18 protein-coding genes are annotated in these 21,844 nt (G+C 52.1%); 8 read left to right on the top strand and 10 right to left on the bottom strand.

The annotated features are described in order from the left end of the window. The first annotated feature begins 61 nt into the window (after positions 1-61). Together ushA and HCX89_RS00480 are read left to right on the top strand one after the other, a co-directional pair. Positions 62-1,756, top strand: a complete 1,695-nt coding sequence (gene ushA / locus HCX89_RS00485; protein WP_093982861.1) for a bifunctional UDP-sugar hydrolase/5'-nucleotidase UshA — start codon at positions 62-64, stop codon at positions 1,754-1,756. A 268-nt stretch (positions 1,757-2,024) separates the two neighbouring features. Beyond that, complete coding sequence (locus tag HCX89_RS00480; RefSeq protein WP_028779347.1) at positions 2,025-2,474, top strand: Hsp20 family protein; 450 nt, start codon at positions 2,025-2,027, stop codon at positions 2,472-2,474. Positions 2,475-2,587: 113 nt separating this feature from the next. On the opposite strand, the gene HCX89_RS00475 is transcribed toward HCX89_RS00480, so the two are convergent. Continuing rightward, positions 2,588-3,907 carry a Na+/H+ antiporter family protein gene (locus HCX89_RS00475; RefSeq protein ID WP_071239050.1) on the bottom strand — a complete coding sequence of 440 codons (1,320 nt, stop codon included), beginning with the start codon at positions 3,905-3,907 and terminating at the stop codon, positions 2,588-2,590. 313 nt (positions 3,908-4,220) lie between these two features. On the opposite strand from HCX89_RS00475, the gene HCX89_RS00470 reads away from it, so the two are divergent. Beyond that, a complete protein-coding gene (locus tag HCX89_RS00470) occupies positions 4,221-4,826 on the top strand; it encodes a peroxiredoxin (RefSeq protein ID WP_025009505.1) in 606 nt (201 codons plus the stop codon). 143 nt (positions 4,827-4,969) lie between these two features. Then, positions 4,970-5,986 carry a DUF3137 domain-containing protein gene (locus HCX89_RS00465; protein WP_071239049.1) on the top strand — a complete coding sequence of 339 codons (1,017 nt, stop codon included), beginning with the start codon at positions 4,970-4,972 and terminating at the stop codon, positions 5,984-5,986. Positions 5,987-6,220: 234 nt separating this feature from the next. Here HCX89_RS00465 and rnt read toward each other — a convergent pair whose 3' ends face one another. Further along, positions 6,221-6,889 carry a ribonuclease T gene (gene rnt, locus HCX89_RS00460; protein ID WP_025888370.1) on the bottom strand — a complete coding sequence of 223 codons (669 nt, stop codon included), beginning with the start codon at positions 6,887-6,889 and terminating at the stop codon, positions 6,221-6,223. 141 nt (positions 6,890-7,030) lie between these two features. Between rnt and HCX89_RS00455 the strand changes: the two genes are divergently transcribed. Next, a complete protein-coding gene (locus HCX89_RS00455) occupies positions 7,031-7,903 on the top strand; it encodes an OmpA family protein (protein WP_025009508.1) in 873 nt (290 codons plus the stop codon). Positions 7,904-7,982: 79 nt separating this feature from the next. Here the strand turns inward: HCX89_RS00455 and ilvN are convergent, their stop codons facing one another. The 3 genes from ilvN to HCX89_RS00440 all read right to left on the bottom strand — a co-directional run bounded on the left by ilvN (position 7,983) and on the right by HCX89_RS00440 (position 11,849). Then, complete coding sequence (gene ilvN / locus HCX89_RS00450; RefSeq protein WP_025888373.1) at positions 7,983-8,480, bottom strand: acetolactate synthase small subunit; 498 nt, start codon at positions 8,478-8,480, stop codon at positions 7,983-7,985. Beyond that, complete coding sequence (locus HCX89_RS00445; protein ID WP_167714701.1) at positions 8,480-10,201, bottom strand: acetolactate synthase 3 large subunit; 1,722 nt, start codon at positions 10,199-10,201, stop codon at positions 8,480-8,482. Before HCX89_RS00445 ends, ilvN begins: the two co-directional genes overlap by 1 nt. Before the next feature lie 481 nt (positions 10,202-10,682). Continuing rightward, positions 10,683-11,849 (bottom strand): multidrug effflux MFS transporter, encoded by a 1,167-nt coding sequence (locus tag HCX89_RS00440; RefSeq protein ID WP_174840003.1) that lies wholly within the window; start codon positions 11,847-11,849, stop codon positions 10,683-10,685. Positions 11,850-12,183: 334 nt separating this feature from the next. Between HCX89_RS00440 and HCX89_RS00435 the strand changes: the two genes are divergently transcribed. Continuing rightward, positions 12,184-13,971, top strand: coding sequence for a SulP family inorganic anion transporter (locus tag HCX89_RS00435; RefSeq protein ID WP_109247890.1), 1,788 nt, complete (start codon positions 12,184-12,186; stop codon positions 13,969-13,971). 55 nt (positions 13,972-14,026) lie between these two features. Here HCX89_RS00435 and HCX89_RS00430 read toward each other — a convergent pair whose 3' ends face one another. After that, positions 14,027-14,671: a glutathione S-transferase gene (locus HCX89_RS00430; RefSeq protein ID WP_144165608.1), complete on the bottom strand. Its 645-nt coding sequence runs from the start codon at positions 14,669-14,671 to the stop codon at positions 14,027-14,029. A 305-nt stretch (positions 14,672-14,976) separates the two neighbouring features. On the opposite strand from HCX89_RS00430, the gene HCX89_RS00425 reads away from it, so the two are divergent. Beyond that, the gene (locus tag HCX89_RS00425; RefSeq protein WP_045283770.1) at positions 14,977-15,957 is read left to right on the top strand and encodes a rhodanese-related sulfurtransferase; all 981 of its coding nucleotides are present in this window, start codon (positions 14,977-14,979) and stop codon (positions 15,955-15,957) included. A 127-nt stretch (positions 15,958-16,084) separates the two neighbouring features. Here the strand turns inward: HCX89_RS00425 and HCX89_RS00420 are convergent, their stop codons facing one another. From HCX89_RS00420 to HCX89_RS00405, 4 genes are all read right to left on the bottom strand, one after another. Then, positions 16,085-16,975, bottom strand: coding sequence for an AraC family transcriptional regulator (locus tag HCX89_RS00420; RefSeq protein WP_167714699.1), 891 nt, complete (start codon positions 16,973-16,975; stop codon positions 16,085-16,087). Continuing rightward, on the bottom strand, positions 16,962-17,666 hold the full coding sequence (locus HCX89_RS00415) for a hypothetical protein (RefSeq protein ID WP_167714697.1): 705 nt from the start codon (positions 17,664-17,666) through the stop codon (positions 16,962-16,964). Before HCX89_RS00415 ends, HCX89_RS00420 begins: the two co-directional genes overlap by 14 nt. A 73-nt stretch (positions 17,667-17,739) precedes the next feature. Next, positions 17,740-18,678: an alpha/beta hydrolase gene (locus HCX89_RS00410; protein ID WP_167714695.1), complete on the bottom strand. Its 939-nt coding sequence runs from the start codon at positions 18,676-18,678 to the stop codon at positions 17,740-17,742. A 59-nt stretch (positions 18,679-18,737) separates the two neighbouring features. Continuing rightward, positions 18,738-19,652: an alpha/beta hydrolase gene (locus HCX89_RS00405; RefSeq protein WP_107352202.1), complete on the bottom strand. Its 915-nt coding sequence runs from the start codon at positions 19,650-19,652 to the stop codon at positions 18,738-18,740. 676 nt (positions 19,653-20,328) lie between these two features. On the opposite strand from HCX89_RS00405, the gene HCX89_RS00400 reads away from it, so the two are divergent. After that, positions 20,329-21,831, top strand: coding sequence for an alkaline phosphatase (locus HCX89_RS00400; protein ID WP_167715128.1), 1,503 nt, complete (start codon positions 20,329-20,331; stop codon positions 21,829-21,831). The last annotated feature ends 13 nt before the right edge of the window (positions 21,832-21,844 follow it).

Here is a 21,844-nt window from a genome sequence, read left to right as displayed (position 1 = left end):
CGCTTCACCGCTTATTAATGATGATGGTAAAAATAAATAAAAACATGGGGTTGATTTAATTATGTCTAATAAACTGATGAAAGGACTTTTGGCGACAGCCATTCTGGCTGCTCTCGCCGGTTGTAACAGTGATGACAAGGATCCGGCACCGGAAGTCTGCGGCGCCGATAACTGCACCAAGTTCACCATTTTACACACCAATGACAACCATGGCCGCTTCTGGGAAAACAGTGACGGTGAGTATGGTATGGCAGCCCGTAAGACGCTGGTTGAGCGCTTACGCAACGAAGTGGAAAGCAACGGCGGCCAGACTCTGTTGCTCTCCGGTGGTGATATCAACACAGGTGTGCCTGAGTCGGATCTGCAAAACGCCGAGCCTGACTTTATCGGCATGAACCTGATTGGCTATGACGCCATGGCCGTGGGTAACCACGAGTTTGATAACCCACTGAGCGTGTTGGATATGCAGCGTGAGCTCGCCGAGTTTCCTATGCTGGCTGCCAACATCTACAAAAAAGATGGCACCCGTTACTTCGAGCCTTACAAGGTTTTCGATGTTAAAGGTCTTAAAGTGGCTGTCATAGGTTTGACCACAGAAGATACCGCCAAGATAGGTAACCCTGAGTTTATCGGCGAGCTTGAGTTTACTGATCCCAAAGAAGAGATCAAAAAGGTCATCAAAGAGATCAATGATAAGAAAGCCGCCGACATCATAGTGGCGACCACTCACATGGGTCACTATGCCGATGGCCAAAATGGCAGCAACGCCCCGGGTGACGTGGCCATGGCTCGCGCCCTGGAAGAGGGACAGCTGCAGGTTATCATAGGTGGCCACTCACAGAACCCGGTTTGTATGGAACCCGGTACCCAGAGCTATGCCGATTTCAACCCAGGTGATGATTGTCGCCCTGATCAGCAAAACGGCACCTGGATCATGCAGGCCCATGAATGGGGTAAATATGTTGGCCGCGCCGATTTTGAATATTATGGCGGTAAACTACACCTGGCCAGCTACAAGCTGATCCCGGTCAACCTGAGGAAACTGGATGCCGAAGGCAAGAAGACAGAGGAACTGGCCGGTGAGCCTATCCCTGCCGATACCACAGTGAAGGCTGTGCTGCAGCAATATCAGGACAAGGGTAGTGAAAAACTGGGCGAAATCATCGCCACTACCGATGGAAAACTGGAAGGCGATCGCGCCGTGGTTCGTGGTCAGCAGACCAACCTGGGCCGTTTGCTCGCCATGGCGCAGGCCACCAAGGTTAATGCCGATATTGGCGTGATGAACTCGGGGGGTGTACGTGACTCTATCGCCGCCGGTGATATCAGCTACCGTGATGTACTGACAGTGCAGCCTTTCGGTAACATGATCACCCTGAGCACTATGACAGGTGCCGAGCTCAGCGATTATCTGGGTGTAGTGGCGACCATGCAGCGCGGTTCAGGGGCTTATGCCCAGATCACAGGCGTGAAAATGACAGTTGACTGTCAGGCCAAGTCGGTCGCTATCAGCGAAGTCAACGGCAAGGATTACAGTGCAACAGACAGCTACACCTTCACTGTACCCAGCTTCAACGCCGCGGGCGGTGACGGCTATCCCAAGCTGGATCCTGTACAAACCGGCTATGTTGATGCCGAAGTCTTCTACAGCTTCCTGAAAGAGAAGCAAAGCATCAAGGCCGTTGATTACGAGCCGGTAGGCGATATCGTTTATGAAAACTCCAACAGCCCACTGGGTTGTGAAGTGCCTCAGTAAATAGCATTTTAAGTCACTTTACAGGCAGCCCTTCGGGGCTGCTTTTTTGTGGCAAAAGAGCAGGGTGGTTATGTGGTTTTGTGTAAATTTTAACCAATTAATTCTACCGGGACTTGAAATACCATTGCCCGACCCTATCTATTGAGTGTCGGCAGGGGAAGCGCCTTGACCGATAAATTAAAGGCCGTGCCATTGGGCGGCCGTTTGAACCTAGGGTGCGATGATTCGGCCCGACACTACATATTGCTTAATTTATGAGGATATGACTATGCGTAACTATGATTTGACTCCCCTTTACCGCAGCGCTATCGGTTTTGATCGTTTGGCCCGTTTGGCCGAACATGCCGCCGCCAACAATGGCAATGCCGGTTACCCTCCATACAATATCGAACTCTTGGGTGAGAACCGTTACCGGATCACCATGGCGGTTGCAGGCTTTGCCATGGATGAGCTGGAGATCACCAGCGAGGGCGAAAAGCTGTTGGTGAAAGGCACCAAGGGCGAACAGGCTCCGGAGCGTAAATACCTGTATCAGGGCATTGCCGAGCGCGGCTTTGAACGTACCTTCCAGTTGGCCGATTATGTGACCGTCGAAGGCGCCCATCTGGAACACGGCCTGCTCAATATAGATTTGGTGCGCGAGATCCCTGAAGCCATGAAACCGCGCAAAATAGAGATAGGCTCAGGTAACCGCCTGATAGAAGAAACTCAGGCCTGAAACAGCGCTGATAAGCTCGGCCCCGGCTTGTAAAGCAGGCCGCTAAAGCAAAAAAGCCAGTCTGATACAGACTGGCTTTTTGTATTCAGGGCCATCATTCCCCAAGGCAGTGCTTAGAGTACCATGGCGGCAATCCAGCCGAAGATCAGCAGCGGGATATTGTAGTGAATAAAGGTTGGGATCACGCTGTCGCGGATATGGTCGTGTTGACCATCGGCATTCAGGCCGGCGGTGGGGCCGAGCGTCGAGTCCGATGCCGGTGAGCCGGCATCCCCAAGCGCCGCGGCGGTGCCGACCAGGGCGATAACCGCAGGCACAGAGAAACCAAAGTTCAGTGCCAGTGGCACATAGATGGTGGCAATAATGGGGATAGTCGAGAAAGATGAGCCAATACCCATGGTGATTAACAGGCCCACCACCAGCATCAACAGCGCGCCCAGGCCCTTGTTGTCACCAATCAACTCACCTATGGCACTCACCAGAGTCAGCACTTCACCGGTTTGTTTGACCACGGCGGCGAAACCGGCGGCGGCTATCATGATAAAGCCTATGTTGGCCATCATGCGCACGCCTTGGTTAAAGATATCTTCATCGGCCACATGTTTGAGCGCGCCGCTGAATGAGAAGATCATAAAGCCAACCAGCGCGCCGAAGATCATCGAATCTGTCTGCAGCTGCACCAGCAGAGTCGCCAGAATGGCCAGCACAGCAATGATGATGTTGCGCTTGCTGAGTCCGGTTTCCGGCTCGGCGGCGAGGATCTGCTCTTCCCGATACTCTCTTGGCTTGCGATAGCTGATAAACACGGCCGTCAACAGTCCGGCCAGCATGCCGGCGGCCGGAATAAGCATGGCTTGGGGAATATCCCCTGACTGGGCCTCTAAGCCGTTGGACTGCAGGTTTGCCAGCAGTATGTCGTTTAGAAATATGCCGCCAAAGCCCACAGGCAACACCATATAAGTGGTGACCAGGCCGAAGGTGATAACACAGGCGACCAAACGCCTGTCCAGCTCGAGTTTGGACATCAGATGCAAGAGTGGCGGCACCAGAATGGGGATAAAGGCGATATGGATCGGCAGAATGTTTTGTGAGCTGATAGCCATGGCTAACAGGGACAGCAGCAACAGGCTGCGAACCCACTTGAGGTTTTGACTATCGGGATCTTTGCCAAGGGCCTTGATCACAGAGGTGGAGATCAAAGTGGTCAGCCCGGAATGGGACAGGGCCACGGCAAAGGCGCCGAGCAGGGCATAACTCAGGGCTATCTGGGCTCCACCGCCCAGGCCGGTATTGAATGCCTCTATGGTCTGGTGGATGTCCAGTCCTCCCATCAAGCCGGCGACCAGGGCGCTGATCGTCAAGGCGATCACCACATTGACCCGGGCCAGGCTGAGAGCGAGCATCAGACAGACGGCAATCACAACTGCGTTCATAGTAAAGTCTTATTCGCTAAACAAAGGGGCTATTTTTGACTGGGGGGGCTTGGATGTCCAGCTGCAATCAGTGTTTGCGGGAAAAAATCTCTCTTTGTGAACTGGATCCTAAGGTTATTGAGTCGCTTTGTGAGCCAGGTAATTGCGGTGGCCGCACACTTGCCGATTTCTTACCCAGACAAGCCTTAAAATGCAGCAAAAGCGTGATATTGATCCTAAATAGGTTGTCAGGTGCATGGCACCTCTTATAATGGCTTGTAGTTAAAACGGATTCTGTTTTATTCACAGCTCAATCCATAGATGGAGGTATAAAATGAGCGTATTAGTAGGCCGTCCGGCTCCGGACTTTACTGCAGCAGCTGTTCTGGGTTCTGGTGAAATTGTTGACAGCTTCAACCTGACTGCAGCAATCAAAGGCAAGCCTGCGGTAGTGTTCTTCTACCCACTGGATTTCACCTTCGTGTGCCCATCTGAGCTGATCGCCTTCGATCACCGCATGGAAGAGTTCAAGAAGCGTGGCGTTGAAGTGATCGGTGTTTCTATCGATTCTCAGTTTACTCACAATGCATGGCGTAACACCCCAGTGGAAAAAGGCGGTATCGGCCAGGTTCAATACACTCTGGTAGCCGACGTTCGCCACGATATCTGTAAGGCTTACGATGTTGAGCACCCAGAAGCCGGTGTGGCTTTCCGCGGTTCTTTCCTGATCGACAAAGAAGGCATGGTGCGTCACCAGGTCGTTAACGATCTGCCTCTTGGCCGTAACGTCGATGAAATGCTGCGTATGATTGATGCGCTGCAATTCCACGAAGAGCACGGTGAAGTTTGTCCTGCAGGTTGGGAAAAAGGCAAGAAAGGCATGAAAGACAGCCCAGACGGTGTTGCTGCCTACCTGTCTGAGAACGCTGAAGAGCTGTAATTGCTTGTATAGCTTTATAAAGCTGCCCTCGGGCAGCTTTTTTATACCTATCTAAACCTTTATTGCCCATTCCAGAGCTAAGAGCTTGACGAAAGGTTCTAGATAGTTGCTAATTGAACCGGAAAAATAGCAAGGAAAACAGGATGAATTCAATGGAGTTTGCTATTCCGGAGCAAGACAAGCAGGCCTTCGACCAATATTATGCGCAAAAGATTGCACCCAAGTGTCGGCGTTATGAGTCGGTTCGAGAGGCCGCTGCTGCCAGGTATAAAGAGCGTAGAAAGATAGTTGCGCCTCTCACCTTTATCGGCATTCCGGCATTTTTGCTGTTTTTTGCCATGGGTTTCTACGGCGCCTTGATGTTGAATTTTAAAGAAGGGGTGTTTTTTATCGGCTTTGGCGGCGCCGTGGTATCTCTGGCGGTGGTGGTGTTGGCCAACATCTGGGCTGGCAGTGAGATAAGTGAACTGCGTACCCAGATAGTCGAGGAGATCTATCCTCTGCTGCTGGGGTATTTCGGTAAAAGCTTTGCGTTCAACCCCTCGGGATTGCCTGAACTGGAAAGCTATAAAGACTATGGTCTCTTTCCCGACTATGACAAAGGTTATTTTCAAAACTCGGTCAGAGGCAAATATCTTAATGTGCCTTTTCTGCTTAGGGAACTGACGTTACTCGAACGCACAGGCAAGAACGATAATGGTCCCCAATATAAGACGCTGTTCGATGGCATAGTGATAGAGTTTGACCTGCCGAAGACATTTTCCGCGACCATCCAAGTGCGCCGCGATAAAGGTTTTATGGCCAATGGCTTGGCGCAGTTTAGAAACAAGCTCTCGAGGGTAAAGCTGGAAGACCCGGACTTTGAGCGTAGATTTGAGGTCTACAGTGACGATCAGCTTGAAGCCAGATATGTGCTCAATACAGCGACTATGGAACGTTTGTTGTCACTATCAGGATTTTATCAAGGCGAGCTGGAAGCCTGTTTTAGACAGGGTCGATTGTTTGTCAAAATAGCCTGTCAGCACAGCTATTTTGAGCCGCAACTGGATCTACTCAAGCCGCTGGATCTCAGCGCAGATATCGAGCAAGTGTTCAAAGAAATCCATGAAGTATTCGACTTGATTAAAGCCCTGAAACTCGATAATCGTACAGGGCTTTAAACATGAGGCTCAAGACCTTAATTTTGAGCCGGGCTATCTTTGGTTTTCGGTCACTGGCTTCTGGTCACTGGTTTCTGAACGGGTTTCTGAACGCTGGTCTTTGGTCGCTGGGTTTTGATGCGCCCTCACACCAGATGCTCAAAGGATTTGGCGTGAGGACGGGAAACACTTTAGTTTGAGTCGGCTTATATGTCTGAGCCGACTTGCTATGTTTGAGCGTATATTTGAGCGGGTTTAGACTGCATCCTGTGGGGTTTCGGTTTCGGCAGCTGCAGGCAAAGGCCAGCCGCCAAGGGCTTTCCAGCGGTTCACTATATAGCAGAACAGCTCGGCGGTGCGCTCTGTATCATAAAGCGCCGAATGGGCTTCTTTGTTGTCGAAGGGGATCCCGGCCAAGGCGCAGGCCTTGGCCAGCACTGTGTGGCCTATGGCCAATCCGGCCAGAGTAGCGGTATCAAAGGTGGCAAAGGGATGAAACGGCGAGCGCTTGATATCATTGCGCTCAATTGCCTTACTGACAAAGCCGTGATCGAAGGCGGCATTGTGAGCCACTATGATAGAACGGTGGCAATCGGCCGCCTTCTGCGCCTTCTTCACCGCCTTGAATATTTCCAGAAAAGCTTCTTTCTCGCTGACGGCGCCCCTGAGAGGGTTGTTGGGATCTATGCCGTTGAATGCCAGTGCCTCCGGCTCGAGATTGGCGCCTTCAAAAGGCTCGATATGGAAGTGCAGGGTTCTGTCTATTCCCAGATTGCCATCGGTATCCATCTTCAGCAGGGTGACGGCAATCTCCAGCAGCGCGTCGGTCTGCGCATTGAAGCCAGCGGTCTCCACGTCGATCACCACAGGGAAATAGCCCCTGAATCTGTGCTTGAGTTGGTTGGCTAGGCTTGGCTGAGTCATGCATTTCCCCTGGAAAATAACGAAGCGGCTATTATGCTAAAACATCAACAGGGTGTCATGTTCGATTGTTGTTTTTATAGGCTAAAGGAATGAATTTCTTTGCCGATAGAGACAACATGGTATGCGAAAAGAGAGATTTCTATGTGGCGTAAACTGTTCCTGCTGTCGACTCTTTGTCTGCCGCTGTCGGCGATGGCAGATCTCAGGCACTATGTGGCGTCACTTGACGACTCTCATTGGCGCGTGGCGCAAAATACCCCCATAGGTTGCAGCCTGGAGCACGACATTCCCGCCTACGGCAAGGCGGTGTTTTCCAGTCATGCGGGTAAAGAGCTGAATCTGCAGTTTACTCTGGATATGTGGCAAAAGCCTGATGCCGTGACCCATGCCCGCTTGATGAGCAAGGCGCCGGCCTGGCGTCCCGGGGTGACCTCCAAGGCGATTACCGAGTTGAGCTACCAGAAATACTTCAATGGTGAAGTGCCGAAAAAGGCCGCCTGGTCCATGCTGGCAGAGCTGGATCGCGGTATGGAACCCACTTTCTACTACAGCGATTGGTACAACCAAAGCAACAAGGTGGCGGTCGGCCTTTCTGCGGCCAACTTTGCCCAGAAATACCGCGAGTTCAAGCAGTGCCTGGCCAATCTATTGCCTTACAGTTTCGATGATATCGCCTTTACCGTGCTTACCTATGAGATGGGCGGTACCGAGTTGACCCGTTATTCCAAGGCGCAGCTGGCGCGGGTGCAGGAGTACCTGGCCTATGATCCCGAAGTGGAACTGGTGCTGATAGACGCCTATACCGACAGCTATGGTGGTCGTAGTATCAACCAGAAGGTGTCTCAGCAGCGCGCCGGTTCAGTCAAAGAGTTCTTCGTGGCGCGGGGTATCCCGGGTGACAGGATCCACACCGAAGGGCACGGCGAGCGCCGCCATGTGGCTTCAAACGACTCCAGTGACGAGCGTGCCCGCAACCGCCGGGTGGTTATCCGGATAAGCAAACCGCTCCAGTAACGCCAGAGCATGCTTTCACAGACAGTAAAAAACCAGGATCAAGCCTGGTTTTTTCATGCGTGGACTTTGGCGGGGAGACTCAGGCGCGCATCGCCTTGTCGCCTCTGGCAAGCCCCACGACTCCGGAGCGGGACACTTCCACCACCTTGGTGACCTCGGTCAGCGCGGCAATAAAGGCGTCCAGTTTATCGCTGGTTCCCGCCATCTGTACTGTGTAGAGATTGGCTGTCACATCGACAATTTGGCCGCGGAAGATATCGGCGGTGCGTTTCACTTCTTCCCGCAATGCGCCGCTTGCCTTGACCTTGACCAAGGCAAGTTCCCGCTCCACATGGGTGGACTCTGTGATGTTGGACACCTTGAGCACATCGATAAGCTTGTGCAGCTGCTTCTCTATCTGCTCCAGAATGCTTTCATTGGCCTCAACTGCGACTGTCAGCCGGGACAGGGTAGGGTCATCGGTGGGCGCAACCGTAAGAGTTTCAATGTTGTAGCCGCGTTGGGAGAAGAGACCGACAACTCTTGACAGGGCGCCGGGCTGGTTTTCCATCAATACAGATATGATTCGACGTCTCATCAGCTTTTCTCCGTCTTGCTCAGCCACATTTCATTCATAGCGCCACCACGAATTTGCATCGGGTAGACGTGCTCGGTTTCATCAACACTGATATCCACAAACACCAGCCTGTCTTTCATGGCCAGAGCTTGTGCCAGTTTGCTCTCCAGCTCATCCACATGGTCGATATTGATCCCCACATGGCCGTAGGCTTCGGCGATTTTGGCAAAATCAGGCACCGAGTCCATATAAGAATGGGAGTGGCGGCCCGAGTAGATCATGTCCTGCCACTGTTTCACCATCCCGAGGAAGCGGTTGTTGAGATTGATGATTTTCACCGGCACATCGTATTGCAGTGCGGTGGAAAGCTCTTGAATATTCATCTGAATCGAACCGTCGCCGGTGACACACACAACGGTTTCATCCGGCATCGCCATCTTGACACCCATGGCGGCCGGCAAGCCGAATCCCATGGTGCCCAGGCCTCCTGAGTTGATCCAGCGCCGTGGTTTGTCGAAAGGATAATAGAGAGCGGCAAACATCTGGTGCTGGCCAACATCCGAGGCCACATAGGCATCACCGTTTGTCAGGCGATAGAGGGTTTCTATCACTTGCTGAGGCTTGATCCGTTCGGCATTGCGCTGATACTCGAGGCAGTTGCGGCTGCGCCAGGAAGCAATTTGCTGCCACCAGTGTTGCAGCGCCTCGTCATCCTGAGGCATTACCTTGTCTTCATCCAGCAATTGCAGCATCTCGTTCAGTACCTTATCGGCCGAGCCCACAATCGGAATATCCACCTTGATGGTCTTGGAGATGGATGAAGGGTCGATATCTATGTGCAGTATGGTGGCATCCGGGCAATATTTGGCAACATTATTGGTGGTTCTGTCATCGAACCTCACGCCAATGCCGAAGATTAAATCTGAATGGTGCATGGCCATATTGGCTTCGTACAGGCCGTGCATCCCCAGCATGCCCAGGTTGTTGTGATGAGAGCCGGAAAAGGCGCCCAGCCCCATAAGCGTATTGACCACAGGCAGTTTCAGTTGTTCGGCCAGTGTCAACAGCTGCTGGTGGCAGCCGGAGATAATGGCGCCGCCGCCCACATACAGAACTGGTTTTTTGGCGGCCATCAAGGCCTGCAAACCCCGGCGGATCTGGCCCTTGTGACCCGAAAGCGTCGGGTTGTAGGAGCGCATCTTAATCTCTTCCGGGTATTGATACTCGTGCAGTATCGCCGGGTTGAGGCTGTCTTTGGGCAGATCCACTACCACAGGGCCTGGGCGGCCGCTGGCCGCGATATAGAAGGCTTTCTTGATAATGGTGGGAATTTCGGTGGGATCTGTCACCAAAAAGCTGTGTTTCACCACAGGGCGGGAGATCCCTATCATGTCGCATTCCTGGAAGGCATCATTGCCGATCAGGTTACTGGGCACCTGGCCCGAAAGCACCACCAGAGGGACTGAATCCATGTAGGCGGTGGCGATGCCGGTAATGGCATTGGTTGCTCCCGGGCCGGATGTCACCAATACCACGCCGACCTTGCCCGTGGCTCTGGCGTAACCATCGGCCATGTGCACGGCCGCCTGTTCATGGCGGACAAGAATATGTTCGATATCGGATTTTTGATGCAGGGCATCGTAGATGTCGAGAACTGAGCCACCCGGGTAGCCGAATATATGTTTTACGCCTTCGTCAATTAACGAACGCACTATCATGCTGGCGCCTGAAAGCATCTCCATTTGGTACTCCTTGATAAGATACCGTTACGGTAAACAGTAACTTTTACAGCGACGGTTATCGCTCTAATTCGGGCCGGAAGGGTAGTTCCGGCCAGCTGTCGACCCGGCCTTGGGGCTCACTTCCCTGTAGGGAAGGGGTCTCTGTCACCAATGGACAGAATTTCATCATATTGGAAAGAGAGAAGTTTTCAAGCCCCAGGGAGCGGCTTTTTTATGAGCATGAATAAATTTCATTTTTGCCGCCGAAAAGCGGCCCTGATTGCGGTAGGTTTTTGCTAAAGTGTTATTGATTAAATATTGAATTTATTGTGTTTTATTCCAAATTAAGGATCTTTTTAGACTTTGGTCTAAAGCGCCGCAATTCCTTGTGTATGAACCCAGTCTTTGAAAATTGTGGTTCTGGGGTTGCGGAAATCGACAAACGGCGCTTTTCGCTCAAGCGGTTTCAAACGCTTGAGCATGCTTTATCGCCAGCTTTATTTTAGGAACCGGTACTGCGGCATTCGGGCACAGGGCGGCGACTGACAGCGAACTGGCACAGACCCACCAGTAGCACAGAGGCCAGCATCAGCGCGGCAAAGGGCACGGCAGTACCTGTGTAAAACAGCGCCAGCAGCGGTCCTGCCAGAGCACCAAAGCCAAACCTCAGGGTGCCGATAACCGCGGTGGCTGTGCCTGTTTCCTGCTGAAACTTCATCAGTACTATGGCATCGGCGTTAACCGACATTATCCCTAGGCATCCCATCAGGGGGATCAGCATGGCCACGGTAAAGTGGTAACTCAAGTCGAGCAGGTTCACCAGTAACAGCCCGGTAGCGGCAATACTGCCGAGCATAGTGGCGGCAACCAACATGCGTCTTGAGCCATAGCGACCAACAATGCGTGAGTTGATAATATTGGCCAGCATCAAGGCGCCTACGTTGGTACTGAATAGTATGGCAAACAGTGACTTATCCAAGTTAAATACCGACATATAGACAAACGGCGAGGCTGTCAGATAGCAGAAGAAGGCGAATGAAGTCAGCACGCCGCTGCCGATATGCAGCTTAACGCCTGGCCGGGTAAAGACGGTGGCATAGGCGCCAAAGAATGACTTGCGGCTGCGCTCGGCGCCTTGCATATCCGAAGGCAAACGTAGTTTCAGCAATACCAGCATGAGCAGCAGCAGGGCATAGAAGGCGAGAATAAAGAAAATCAAATGCCATTCACCCAGCTCCAGAATTAAGCTGCCTATGGATGGAGCCAGCAGTGGCGCCAGCATCATTATTAGGCTGACATAGGACATGCCCTTGGCCGTATTGTCACCATAGACCTCCTTGATATAGCCGGGGATCACCACGGTAGCGGCGGCGCCGATAAAGGCCTGGACAAATCTGAGGCTTAAAAACATTTCTATCGTTTGCGACAGCGCCAATCCCAGGCTGACCAACATAAATCCCGATAGGCCAATGATCACCAAAGGACGACGGCCGAAGCGATCGGCCAAAGGCCCAAAGGTAAGCATACCCAGAGAATACCCGGCCAGATACAGGCTCAGAGACTGCTGCACTGTAGTGATATCGGAATGGAAACTTTCGGCTATGGTAGCCATGGCCGGCAGATACATGTCGATAGCCAAAGGCGTTATCGCCACGATGGCCGACAGCATGGGAATAAGCAAGGCCAGATGCAGCCCTTGGGGCGTGCGCCTGGTTATCTGGGGTTGGGTATCCAATTTAACCTCATTATATTGGCCAAAAAGCATTGGATGCTTGGTCAGGAGTGTGATTCATGCCACGAAAAGGGGCTTGGGGTTTATGTTAAGTCGCGGCGGCCAATTAGCCAATCCCCCCAAGTGTTTTCTTTACATTACTGACAAACAAAAGCGGAAATGTGAATAGTGAGAATATTTTATTTAGCCCTGGATGACTTCTTGGCATAAGCTCACTACATTATCCACTCAGGACAGTATGCGCTTAAATTGATGGAGTTGAGTGCTGAATATGCGAGTTAATTTTCCACAATGGAACACCAAGGAGTTGCTGACTCAATCACTTCCCGGGCTGGCAGGATTGCTGCATTACCAAAAAGAATGGTTGCGGGATGATCTGCGTGCCGCCTTGTCGGTAACCGCGGTGGCCTTGCCTGTGGCCATCGCCTATGCCCAGCTTACCGGGGTCAGCGCCGTGGCCGGGCTTTACTCCTGTATTTTACCTATGTTGATTTATGCCTTGTTTGGTACATCGAGGCAACTGATAGTGGGTCCGGATGCCGCAACCTGCGCCGTGATAGCCGCTGTGGTGACGCCACTGGCCGCCGGCGATGCCAAGGTGCACTGGCAGTTGGTGATGACCATGACCCTGATGACGGGCATTTGGTGTCTGCTGGCCAGCCGCTTTCGGCTTGGGGTGCTTGCCGAGTTTCTCTCGCGGCCGATTTTGATGGGGCTGCTCAACGGGGTGGCGATAACCATTATCGTCGGCCAGTTCTCGAAGATTTTTGGCTTTAGCTTCGACTCCCGCTATTTGCTGGAGCGCCTGGCAGGCGGTGCCGAGTATCTGTCGCGCACTCACTGGCCAACATTGGGCATGAGTCTGGCCACCTTGCTGGTGTTCCTGCTGGTCAAGCGTCTGCGGCCGCAACTGCCTGCCTCCATGGTGGCGATTGCGGTGGCAGGATTATTGGTATGGCTGTTTGATTTGCAGCAGTATCAACTGGCGGTGGTCGGTACTATTGAAGGCGGTCTGCCGGAGTTTCAGGCACCGGTATTTGATTTGGGGCTCAGCCGTGAACTGGTGATGCCGGCGCTGAACCTTGCCATGGTGAGCTTTGTCTCCATGATGCTGACGGCGCGCAGCTTTGCCGCCAAAAACGGCTACGACATAGATCCCGATAAAGAGTTTCGCGCGCTTGGATTTGCCAATATCGCCTCGGCGCTGTCTCAGGGTTTTGCCATCAGCGGCGCTGATTCGCGCACCGCGGTTAATGATGCCAATGGCGGCAAGTCGCAGTTGGTTTCTGTGATAGCGGCGCTGCTGATAGCCCTGGTGGCCCTGTTCCTGACTGCGCCGCTGCAATATATCCCTTCGGCGGCGCTCGGGGTGGTGCTGGTTATCGCATCGCTCTCTTTGATTGATATCAAGGGGATCTGGAAGCTGAGAAAGCGTGACAACGGCGCCTTTACCCTGGCGTTGATCACCCTGTTGGCCGTGCTCTTCATCGGGGTGATCCCGGGGATCACCCTGGCAGTGCTGCTGGGCTTGTTCCAATTTATCCGGGTAGTGATGAAACCCTCGGAGCAGCTGCTCGGTGTCGATCGTAAAGGGGTGCTGCGCAGTATCGACCGCAGTGACAAGGCTACGGCGATCCCGGGGATCATGATCTACCGTTTCAACTCACCCTTGACCTATTTCAACGCAGGTTATTTCAAACGCCAGCTGCTGGCCAGGTTAAAAGAGCAGCCCGAGCCGGTGGACTGTGTGATAGTCGATGCGGTGGCCTGTTTCAGTCATCTGGATATCAGTGTGATGGCCATGATTGCCGATTTGGCGCACCTGTTGAAGCGCCGCGGTGTCAGCCTGGTACTGGCGGGCCGTAAACGTCAACTGCTCAGCTGGTGTGAAGCCAGTGGCATAGATGTGGCGGAGGATGGTTTGATCATCAGGCCTGATTTGGCCTTGGCGGTGCGTATGCATCAAAACTACAAACAAGCGGTCGCTGAGGGCCAGGCCCCCGAAGTGCGGCGTTTGGCCGGCGATGATACCAGCGCCCCCAGACCGTCCCATCTGTAAAACCTGGCGGGCTCCCGATAGCACGCAAACGCCTGCCAAGATTGCTCGGCAGGCGCTAAAGTGGCTGTTGCTCGCCGCTTTCCAGCCACAGTGGCTTGGGTTTCATGGCGCGGATAAACCAGGGGTGCTCGAGCCAGGCCTGCAGCCATTGAGTCAGACAGGGCAGGGGGGCTGCATTGAACCTGGCTCTATCCACATGGGCAAATTGGCGCACAAAAGGGAAGATGGCGAGGTCTGCCGCGCTCATACGCCCGAGCAACATGGCTTGCTCTTGCTGCCCTTGAGCCTCAGCCAGTCTCTGCTCCAGTGGCAGCAAGTACTCGAGCGCTTGTTCGAAATAGCTTTGCTGGCTGAACTCAGGATAACGGTCAAAGTATTTGTATCTGTCCAGCAAAGGCTTGAATGCCCTGTCATTGGTTGCAATCAGGGCTGAGATAAGGTTTTCTTCCTCAGGATTTTGCGGCAGTAATGAGTGGGGATCGGTTTGCGTCAATGCCCAGAAGAGGATATCCAGACTCTCGTCAAGCACCCTTCCACCGGCGAGTTGCATCACAGGCACTGTGCCTTTGGGCGACAGGGCCAGCATCTCCTGCGGCTTATTTTTCAGCAGAATTTCCCGCACCACAACAGACTGGTCGGCGGCAATCAAGCCCAGTCTGGCGCGCATGGCATAGGGGCAGCGGCGAAAGCTGTACAGCATAGTTTGACTGCTTACTTGAGTCACAAGAGTCCCTTGGCATTTCAATAAAACAGCCATTGTAGGAATGACTCGGGTGACAGGCAAGGTCGCCTGCCCAAAGACGTGTATAGGATTAAGTCGTTACGATACGGCTACTTGATTCAGAAATCGCCTAATAACCCTACTTTTTCTGTCTATTTGCGCTACTGTGATTGGGGTAGAATGGCGCCCCCATTTTGGGAGGCCGATCACCTAAGGAAGGTTCCAGAAGGTGAGGCTGTTATGCACTGGAAATTAGGTTCCAGCCAGCAGAAGTTGAGGTGATGATGTCCAAAATAGTTGTATGCGCTTTATATAAGTTTGTTTCCCTGCCGGATTATGAGGCTTTGCGTCAGCCGTTGCTCGAGACCATGGAAGACAATGGCATTCGCGGCACCTTGCTGCTGGCTGCCGAAGGCATTAATGGCACAGTGGCCGGCTCGGAAAGCGGCATCAATACCCTGATGGCCTGGTTGGATGCCCAGAATGGCCTGGATAATATCGTCTCCAAGCGCTCATTTGATGATGAGATGCCGTTTTACCGCACCAAGGTCAAACTCAAGAAAGAGATAGTCACCATGGGGGTGGAAGGCATAGATCCCAGAGAAGTGGTCGGCACTTATGTCAAACCCAAAGACTGGAATGCGCTGATCTCCGATCCCGATGTGCTGCTGGTTGATACCCGCAACGACTATGAAGTGCAAATTGGTACCTTCAAGAATGCCGTCAATCCCGAGACCGAGACTTTCCGCGAGTTCCCGGAATATGTGAAGCAGCAGCTGGATCCGGCCAAGCACAAGAAGGTAGCCATGTTTTGCACCGGCGGGATCCGCTGTGAAAAGTCCACCGCCTACCTTAAGCAACAAGGCTTTGATGAGGTGTATCACCTCGAAGGCGGGATCCTCAAATACCTGGAAGAAGTGCCCGAAGAGCAGAGTCTGTGGCAGGGAGAATGCTTTGTCTTCGACAACCGGGTTTCAGTGGATCACCAGTTGCAAAAAGGCCAGTACGATCAATGTAATGCCTGCCGGATGCCGATAACCGAGGCCGATATGCAGAGCCCGGCCTATGAGCAGGGTGTCAGCTGTCCCCATTGCATAGATAAGCTGGATGAAAAGCAGCGCCGGCGATTTATCGAGCGTGAGCGGCAGATGCAACTGGCCAAGCGCCGCGGTGAGGCTCACATAGGCGCCGATGTCAAAGAAGTGATCCATAAGCGCCGTGAGCAGAAACAGCGTCAGAAAGAGCAGGCCAAGCAAACCTCTTGATAGCGGTAAAAGTTGAAGCAGGAAATGAGCAGTAGCTACTGAATTCTGTCGTTCGACTGTGAGTTCGGGCAAATAGTTTGGTCTGAGCTACTACAGCGAATGCGGTTTACTGCTCGTTTCCACGTTTCTAATATTGTCGCAGGCGCTGAATATCTTTTTGGGGCGGTAATCCAAATAAACGACTGTATTCACGACTAAATTGAGAGGCACTTTCATAGCCCACCAGATTACTGGCTTGCGTCGCATCGAGGCCATTTAACAGCATCTGCTCCCGCGCTTCTTGCAGCCTTAGGTTTTTCATGTATTGCAGCGGGCTGCTACCAGTTAAGGCTTTAAAGTGCACTCGAAAGCTTGAAGCGCTCATGTGTGCCTGCCCCGCTAGCTCATTCATGCCGACCGTTTCGGTGAAGTTCTTCTTCATCCACGTCACGATTTTCAGAATGTGATTGCTGGGCGAACCGACAGAGGCAATATGGCGCAGTTGCGTGCCATGCGGCCCATGAAGCAAACGAATCACGAGTTCCTTTTTTATCAATGGCACCACACTTGCGAGATATTCAGGCTCTTGCTCCAACGCCAACAAACGGCTCATCGTCCGGTATATGCCATCGTCCATGTTTTGAATGGAAATCGATTGATACTCCACCTGACGATCGGGCTTGTCGAGCTGCAACTCCGTGCACGTTTGCATGATCAGGTCATAATCTAATTTCAGGGCGAGCGCCAAAAATGGCTGATGACGTGTTGCTTCTGTCACATGCGATACAATCGGTGTGTCAAAGGTGGTCAACATTGACTGCCCGGCTTCGACAGGGACTTGCCTGTCATCAATCGCCAGTTGCTTGCTCCCTTGTAAAATCAGTGAAAATCCAAGGCTATAAATGCAATGCAACGGCGCTGTCGGCGTATTTCGAATATGCACTTCAAGCCCGGGGATATCGGTGACGTAACTGCCCTCTTTACTGCTGTAGGCGCGTACTTGCTCCACCAGCGCTTGATTGGCATTATTGCTGTTCATCACGCTCACCTGCTCTGTCGTTGATTCTTTTCATATTGTATTTTTCATCGAATCGTTGGGTTAACTCTTGCGAGGACATCTGGCTTCCCATTCTTCCCCGCTTCACGTATTGATGAGCAAAACTGATCGCGCCTTTCGAACGCACGAGTGCTTCAAATTCATCAATAAAATGCTGCTTAAATTGACTGTTAAATGTATTCACCAACACCACGTGCTTGTTGGTGAAATCGGTATTGTTCGCAAATTGCCAGATCGGTGGCGCTGGGCTGTATAGCCAGATGGGCGATCCCAGATACACGGTGTCATAGCGCGAAACATCGATATGATTCGGCGTGATGTCCGCGAAATCGTTCCGAGCATCGCTCAATGCGTTTATCCAGCCAACCATTCCAAGCTGATAGTCGTTTGCCACTAATTCATGGACATCCGCATCCAAGGTTTCGGCAATGTGGTCGGCTAAAACGCCCGTGTTTCCTGAACGAGAAAAGACCACAACGGCCACGTTGTGAGGTTTTTCCGAAGCGCTGTGATGTTTTAAATCATCGTGGTTGGCATCATTGTGCTTTAACGCGTGATTTCTTAACGCATGATTGGCCGCATCTTGTGCATTTTCAATACGCGTGACCACAAATGCAACCACGAACAAGATGAGAGCGAGCGCCAACAGCAACATCAGGAACAAACGGATCATCAGTGCCATCCCTTACGATTTCAAAAAAGGTGAATGATGCGTTCTTCACTCACGCGAAGAACGCATCATTCACTTATTGGAGATATTTCGCCAAGAATGGCGCCACGCGTTCCATGGCCAAACTCACCGCCTCGGGGTGGTCATACAGCTCGTAGTGCGACCAATTCTCCAGATCCACCAATTGACGATCTTTCGAAGCCACCGCTCGACCATAAATTTCTTGCCCATCACGGAACGCGCCAAACGCGCCCACTTTCTGGCCAACCACCGCCATCATAGGTTGTGTCATCAAGGTTTCTGCAAATGCGAAGGCATCCCAGCTTAAGGTTTTTTGAGCGTGAGAAAAGACCATGCGCGTTGCACCACCTTCCGACTGTCCCCGCGGTGTTTTGTAATACTCTGTGGCTTCAAACACATCGCGATCGGTCAAACCGTTTTCTTTTGCAAATTCGAGGCTTGGTGGCAACAGTTCATTCACTTGTAACTCAGCACCACGAGCTTCAGCCGTGCGTTGCGTCGCCATGGCTTCCAATGTGCCGATGGGGTTGTACAAGCTAAACCCTTCGCGGAACAAACGCCCCACATTGACAGGTGTAATGCCCACAACGGCTTTCATACGTTTCTCGGTCAGGGCAGAATTAAGAATGTAACCGCCACCACCACAGATGCCCAATCCGCCAATGCGGGTCTCATCCACATAAGGTAAGGTCACGGCATAATCGATCACGCGGCTGATGTCTTCGACGCGTTGCGTAGGATCTTCCACATAACGGGGCATACCGCCCGACTCACCTTGAAAACTCGCATCAAAGGCAATCACAACATAGCCTAATTCAGCCAACGCCTTCCCATAAACTGCGCTGGAGGTTTGCTCTTTGCAGCTCCCAAATGGATGAACACTAACCATAGTCGGATAGCGTTTGGCTGCGTCAAAGCCGTCTGGCAACAAGATGAATGCGGCCATATCCCAAGCCATATCGGTGTTTCGGAACGAGACTTTTTTAATATCCATCGTTTTATCCTCGCAGAAGGCTCAATGTTTTGAGCCTTCGTTGATATTCATTGTGCGTGTTACAACGTGCGTTGGAAGAATGGTGCAAGTACGCCAATGGCTTCAGCAATCGGTGACTCGCCATCGTAGAGATCCATGTGGTTCGCACCATCGACAATGTACATCTGTTTGTCGTTGCTCGCTGCACGCGCCATCAGATCATCACTCATCCATTTGCTGCCCGCATTGCTGCCGACCACGGTTAAAAGAGGCTGCGTGAGGAACGCTTCCGCTTTAAAGAATGCATCATACGAGATGATTTGAGTCAGGCTGCGAGCCGTCGCAAAACCCGGTGCGGTGCAATACGCCGCGCGATCGGTATGGTAATACTCCCAAGCCTGACGCAGCTCTTCATTCGGTGCATCTTCTTCCTTCATCGGCGCCATTGGCATGGTTGCAGGCTCCGCGCCACTCGCATCAGCAGTGCGCGCACCAGAACCGGCTTCAAGGTAAGGAATCGCATCGCTGTCTTTGACGTTGTTGTCCCAACCGTTGCGGAACATTTGGCCGATGTTCACCATGCTGACCGTACCCACAGCTTTGATACGACGATCATTGATGGCGGCATTGGCGGTATAACCCGCACCCGCACAGATCCCCATCGCACCAATGCGGTCGTTGTCGACGTAATCCAGCGTGGTGAGGTAGTCAATCACGGCACTCACATCTTCCGTACGTACGTGTGGGTTTTCCAACTGGCGCGGATTACCGGTACTTTCACCTTGATAAGACGCATCATAAGCAATGGCAACAAACCCGTGCGCTGCAAGTTTTTTTGCGTATGTGCCTGCGGTTTGTTCTTTCACACCACCACCCGGGTGCGACACCACAATCGCAGGGTAACGCTTGGTCGCATCAAAATTTTCTGGGAAGTTGATCAGCCCAGCGAGCGTAATGTCCAGACCGTTGGTATTAGGAAAGTAGACTTTGTTCATTTGGATTGCTCCTAACTAGAGTTGGTCGTTATCAGGAAGTATTGCTGAAACAGTGTTTGTCATTTGCTCCTGAATTAGCACCAGTATAGGCAGGGGATGCCGAGTAAGTTTGCCTAAAATGACGAGTTGCTTGCCTGATTTGCCTTAATGCCTGAAATAACGAATTGAAATGCTTTTGTGAAACGTTTTCTAATGATGGGGTCTATTAATGTGCTGATAAATAAGGCATATCTTTATATATTTGAAGAGGGTGCCTTTGCGGGATCCAACAGGTTTTAGTGTTGGTTAAGTGCTTGCTCTGTCATTGTTTTCCCAAATTGCCAAACAGTTGCAACCAGTCGGTGACAAACACATAAGAACCAAATGGCTCTTTTATCATAGCTTTCCTGAGCTTTTTTTAGCGCTTATCTGGTGAATATTTAAGCTGTGGCCTGGTGGGTGCGACCACTGTTTTTCGATAGTCAGAACAAACACGTGTCTCCTTTGGCATATTTCCTATCCAATCCCCATTCAGGTTTCTTGGCCAAAAAGCCAGCTTTTCCTTTGATTTGTGTCGTTTAAACGCAGAGCTTCACATAACTGCAATCTTGATTAATCAAATCTGTCATCTGGATCCCTGACAATCAGGCCGCTTTATTTTTAATAGCGAACAATTTACTTCAACCCAATACGGATGATGAAAGTGATGAAAAATAGATTAGCTGCGTTGATCTCTTGCAGCCTGGTAACCATGGCGGCCAACAGCGCCGTGTTACCCAGTGTTCAAACTGACAGCCATTGGTATAAGGAAAGCGCCCTGCGGGTGTCAGACAAGGCTACATTAGAATCAAAAGCAAAAGCCAAAAACGTCATTTTGTTTGTCGGTGACGGTATGGGGATCTCCACCTTGACTGCTGCGCGTATCTACCAAGGGCAGCAGCTGGCCGGTAACCAGGGTGGTGAAGAGAACTTCCTGAGTTTTGAGAAGTTTGACCATACCGCATTGATCAAGACCTATAACACCAACCAGCAAACACCGGACAGTGCAGGCACCATGACGGCCATTGCGACCGGGGTAAAGTCCAAAGCGGGGGTGATTTCGGTATCCGAACAGAGCCTTCGTGGCAACTGCCTGTCATCCAAAGGCAATGAGCTGGTGACTCTGGTGGATCTGGCCAATGCCAAAGGCTTATCTACCGGTGTGGTGAGTACTGCACGTATCACCCACGCCACTCCGGCAGCAACCTATGCCAATAGCCCGGAGCGTGACTGGGAATCTGACGCCAACTTGCCTGCCGAGGCGGTAGCCAACGAGTGTAAAGATATCGCCTACCAGATGGTGATGCGCGATAAAGACAATGCCCTGTCAGTCGCCCTGGGGGGCGGTCGCCGCGCCTTTATCCCTGAAACAGTGACTGATGGCGAGAACAAGAAAGGGCAGCGTAAGGATGGCCTGGACTTGACCAAGGCTTGGGTCGACAACCTGGACAACGCCGCCTATGTATGGAACAGCGCAGAGTTTGATGCCATAGATACCGGCACCACAGATCACCTGCTGGGCTTGTTCAACTCCTCCCACATGGAATATGAAGCGGACCGCGCCGATGATGTGGGCGGCGAACCTTCATTGACTGAGATGACAGCGAAATCTATCGAGATTTTGCAGAAGAACGACAAGGGCTATCTGCTGATTGTCGAGTCGGGTCGTATCGACCATGGTCACCACGCCGGTAACGCCAAGCGCGCCCTGGCCGATGCGGTGGAACTCTCCAACGCCGTTAAGGCGGCGGTCGAAAACACCAACCCGGAAGAGACGCTCATTCTGGTCACCGCCGACCACAGCCACGTGTTCACCATCGCAGGTTATCCGAAGCGGGGTAACCCCATTCTTGGTCTGGTACACGGCGTAGATGGAAACCTTTCTACTGCCCTCGATGGTAAGCCATACACCACCTTGGGTTATACCAATGGCCCGGGCGCAGTTGTGGGGAACCGTGACGACCTGACCTCAGTGGACACTCAAGACAAAGACTTTATGCAACAAGCTCTTATTCCTATGGGAAGTGAAACCCACGCCGGTGAAGACATTAGTCTGCATGCCACAGGCCCCGGCGCCAACCTGGTGCAGGGTGTAATGGAGCAGAACGTGATTTTCCACATTATCAATCAAGCCCAAGAGCTTGGCGGTACTAAGTATTAATTGGGAGCAAGGA

The sequence above is a fragment of the Shewanella sp. Iso12 genome, assembly GCF_012030025.1.
In the GTDB taxonomy this organism is placed as follows: Bacteria; Pseudomonadota; Gammaproteobacteria; order Enterobacterales; family Shewanellaceae; genus Shewanella; species Shewanella algae.
Note: the sequence above shows the minus strand (reverse complement) of the source record. Positions and strands in the feature narration are given on the sequence as shown.

What these genes read in the sequence shown, in the direction of transcription:
- ushA (WP_093982861.1), top strand. Translation starts at nt 62, where the DNA reads ATGTCTAATAAACTGATGAAAGGACTTTTGGCGACAGCCATTCTGGCT.
- HCX89_RS00480 (WP_028779347.1), top strand. Translation starts at nt 2,025, where the DNA reads ATGCGTAACTATGATTTGACTCCCCTTTACCGCAGCGCTATCGGTTTT.
- HCX89_RS00475 (WP_071239050.1), bottom strand. Translation starts at nt 3,907, where the DNA reads ATGAACGCAGTTGTGATTGCCGTCTGTCTGATGCTCGCTCTCAGCCTG.
- HCX89_RS00470 (WP_025009505.1), top strand. Translation starts at nt 4,221, where the DNA reads ATGAGCGTATTAGTAGGCCGTCCGGCTCCGGACTTTACTGCAGCAGCT.
- HCX89_RS00465 (WP_071239049.1), top strand. Translation starts at nt 4,970, where the DNA reads ATGAATTCAATGGAGTTTGCTATTCCGGAGCAAGACAAGCAGGCCTTC.
- rnt (WP_025888370.1), bottom strand. Translation starts at nt 6,889, where the DNA reads ATGACTCAGCCAAGCCTAGCCAACCAACTCAAGCACAGATTCAGGGGC.
- HCX89_RS00455 (WP_025009508.1), top strand. Translation starts at nt 7,031, where the DNA reads ATGTGGCGTAAACTGTTCCTGCTGTCGACTCTTTGTCTGCCGCTGTCG.
- ilvN (WP_025888373.1), bottom strand. Translation starts at nt 8,480, where the DNA reads ATGAGACGTCGAATCATATCTGTATTGATGGAAAACCAGCCCGGCGCC.
- HCX89_RS00445 (WP_167714701.1), bottom strand. Translation starts at nt 10,201, where the DNA reads ATGGAGATGCTTTCAGGCGCCAGCATGATAGTGCGTTCGTTAATTGAC.
- HCX89_RS00440 (WP_174840003.1), bottom strand. Translation starts at nt 11,849, where the DNA reads ATGCTGTCGGCCATCGTGGCGATAACGCCTTTGGCTATCGACATGTAT.
- HCX89_RS00435 (WP_109247890.1), top strand. Translation starts at nt 12,184, where the DNA reads ATGCGAGTTAATTTTCCACAATGGAACACCAAGGAGTTGCTGACTCAA.
- HCX89_RS00430 (WP_144165608.1), bottom strand. Translation starts at nt 14,671, where the DNA reads ATGCTGTACAGCTTTCGCCGCTGCCCCTATGCCATGCGCGCCAGACTG.
- HCX89_RS00425 (WP_045283770.1), top strand. Translation starts at nt 14,977, where the DNA reads ATGTCCAAAATAGTTGTATGCGCTTTATATAAGTTTGTTTCCCTGCCG.
- HCX89_RS00420 (WP_167714699.1), bottom strand. Translation starts at nt 16,975, where the DNA reads ATGAACAGCAATAATGCCAATCAAGCGCTGGTGGAGCAAGTACGCGCC.
- HCX89_RS00415 (WP_167714697.1), bottom strand. Translation starts at nt 17,666, where the DNA reads ATGATCCGTTTGTTCCTGATGTTGCTGTTGGCGCTCGCTCTCATCTTG.
- HCX89_RS00410 (WP_167714695.1), bottom strand. Translation starts at nt 18,678, where the DNA reads ATGGATATTAAAAAAGTCTCGTTCCGAAACACCGATATGGCTTGGGAT.
- HCX89_RS00405 (WP_107352202.1), bottom strand. Translation starts at nt 19,652, where the DNA reads ATGAACAAAGTCTACTTTCCTAATACCAACGGTCTGGACATTACGCTC.
- HCX89_RS00400 (WP_167715128.1), top strand. Translation starts at nt 20,329, where the DNA reads ATGAAAGTGATGAAAAATAGATTAGCTGCGTTGATCTCTTGCAGCCTG.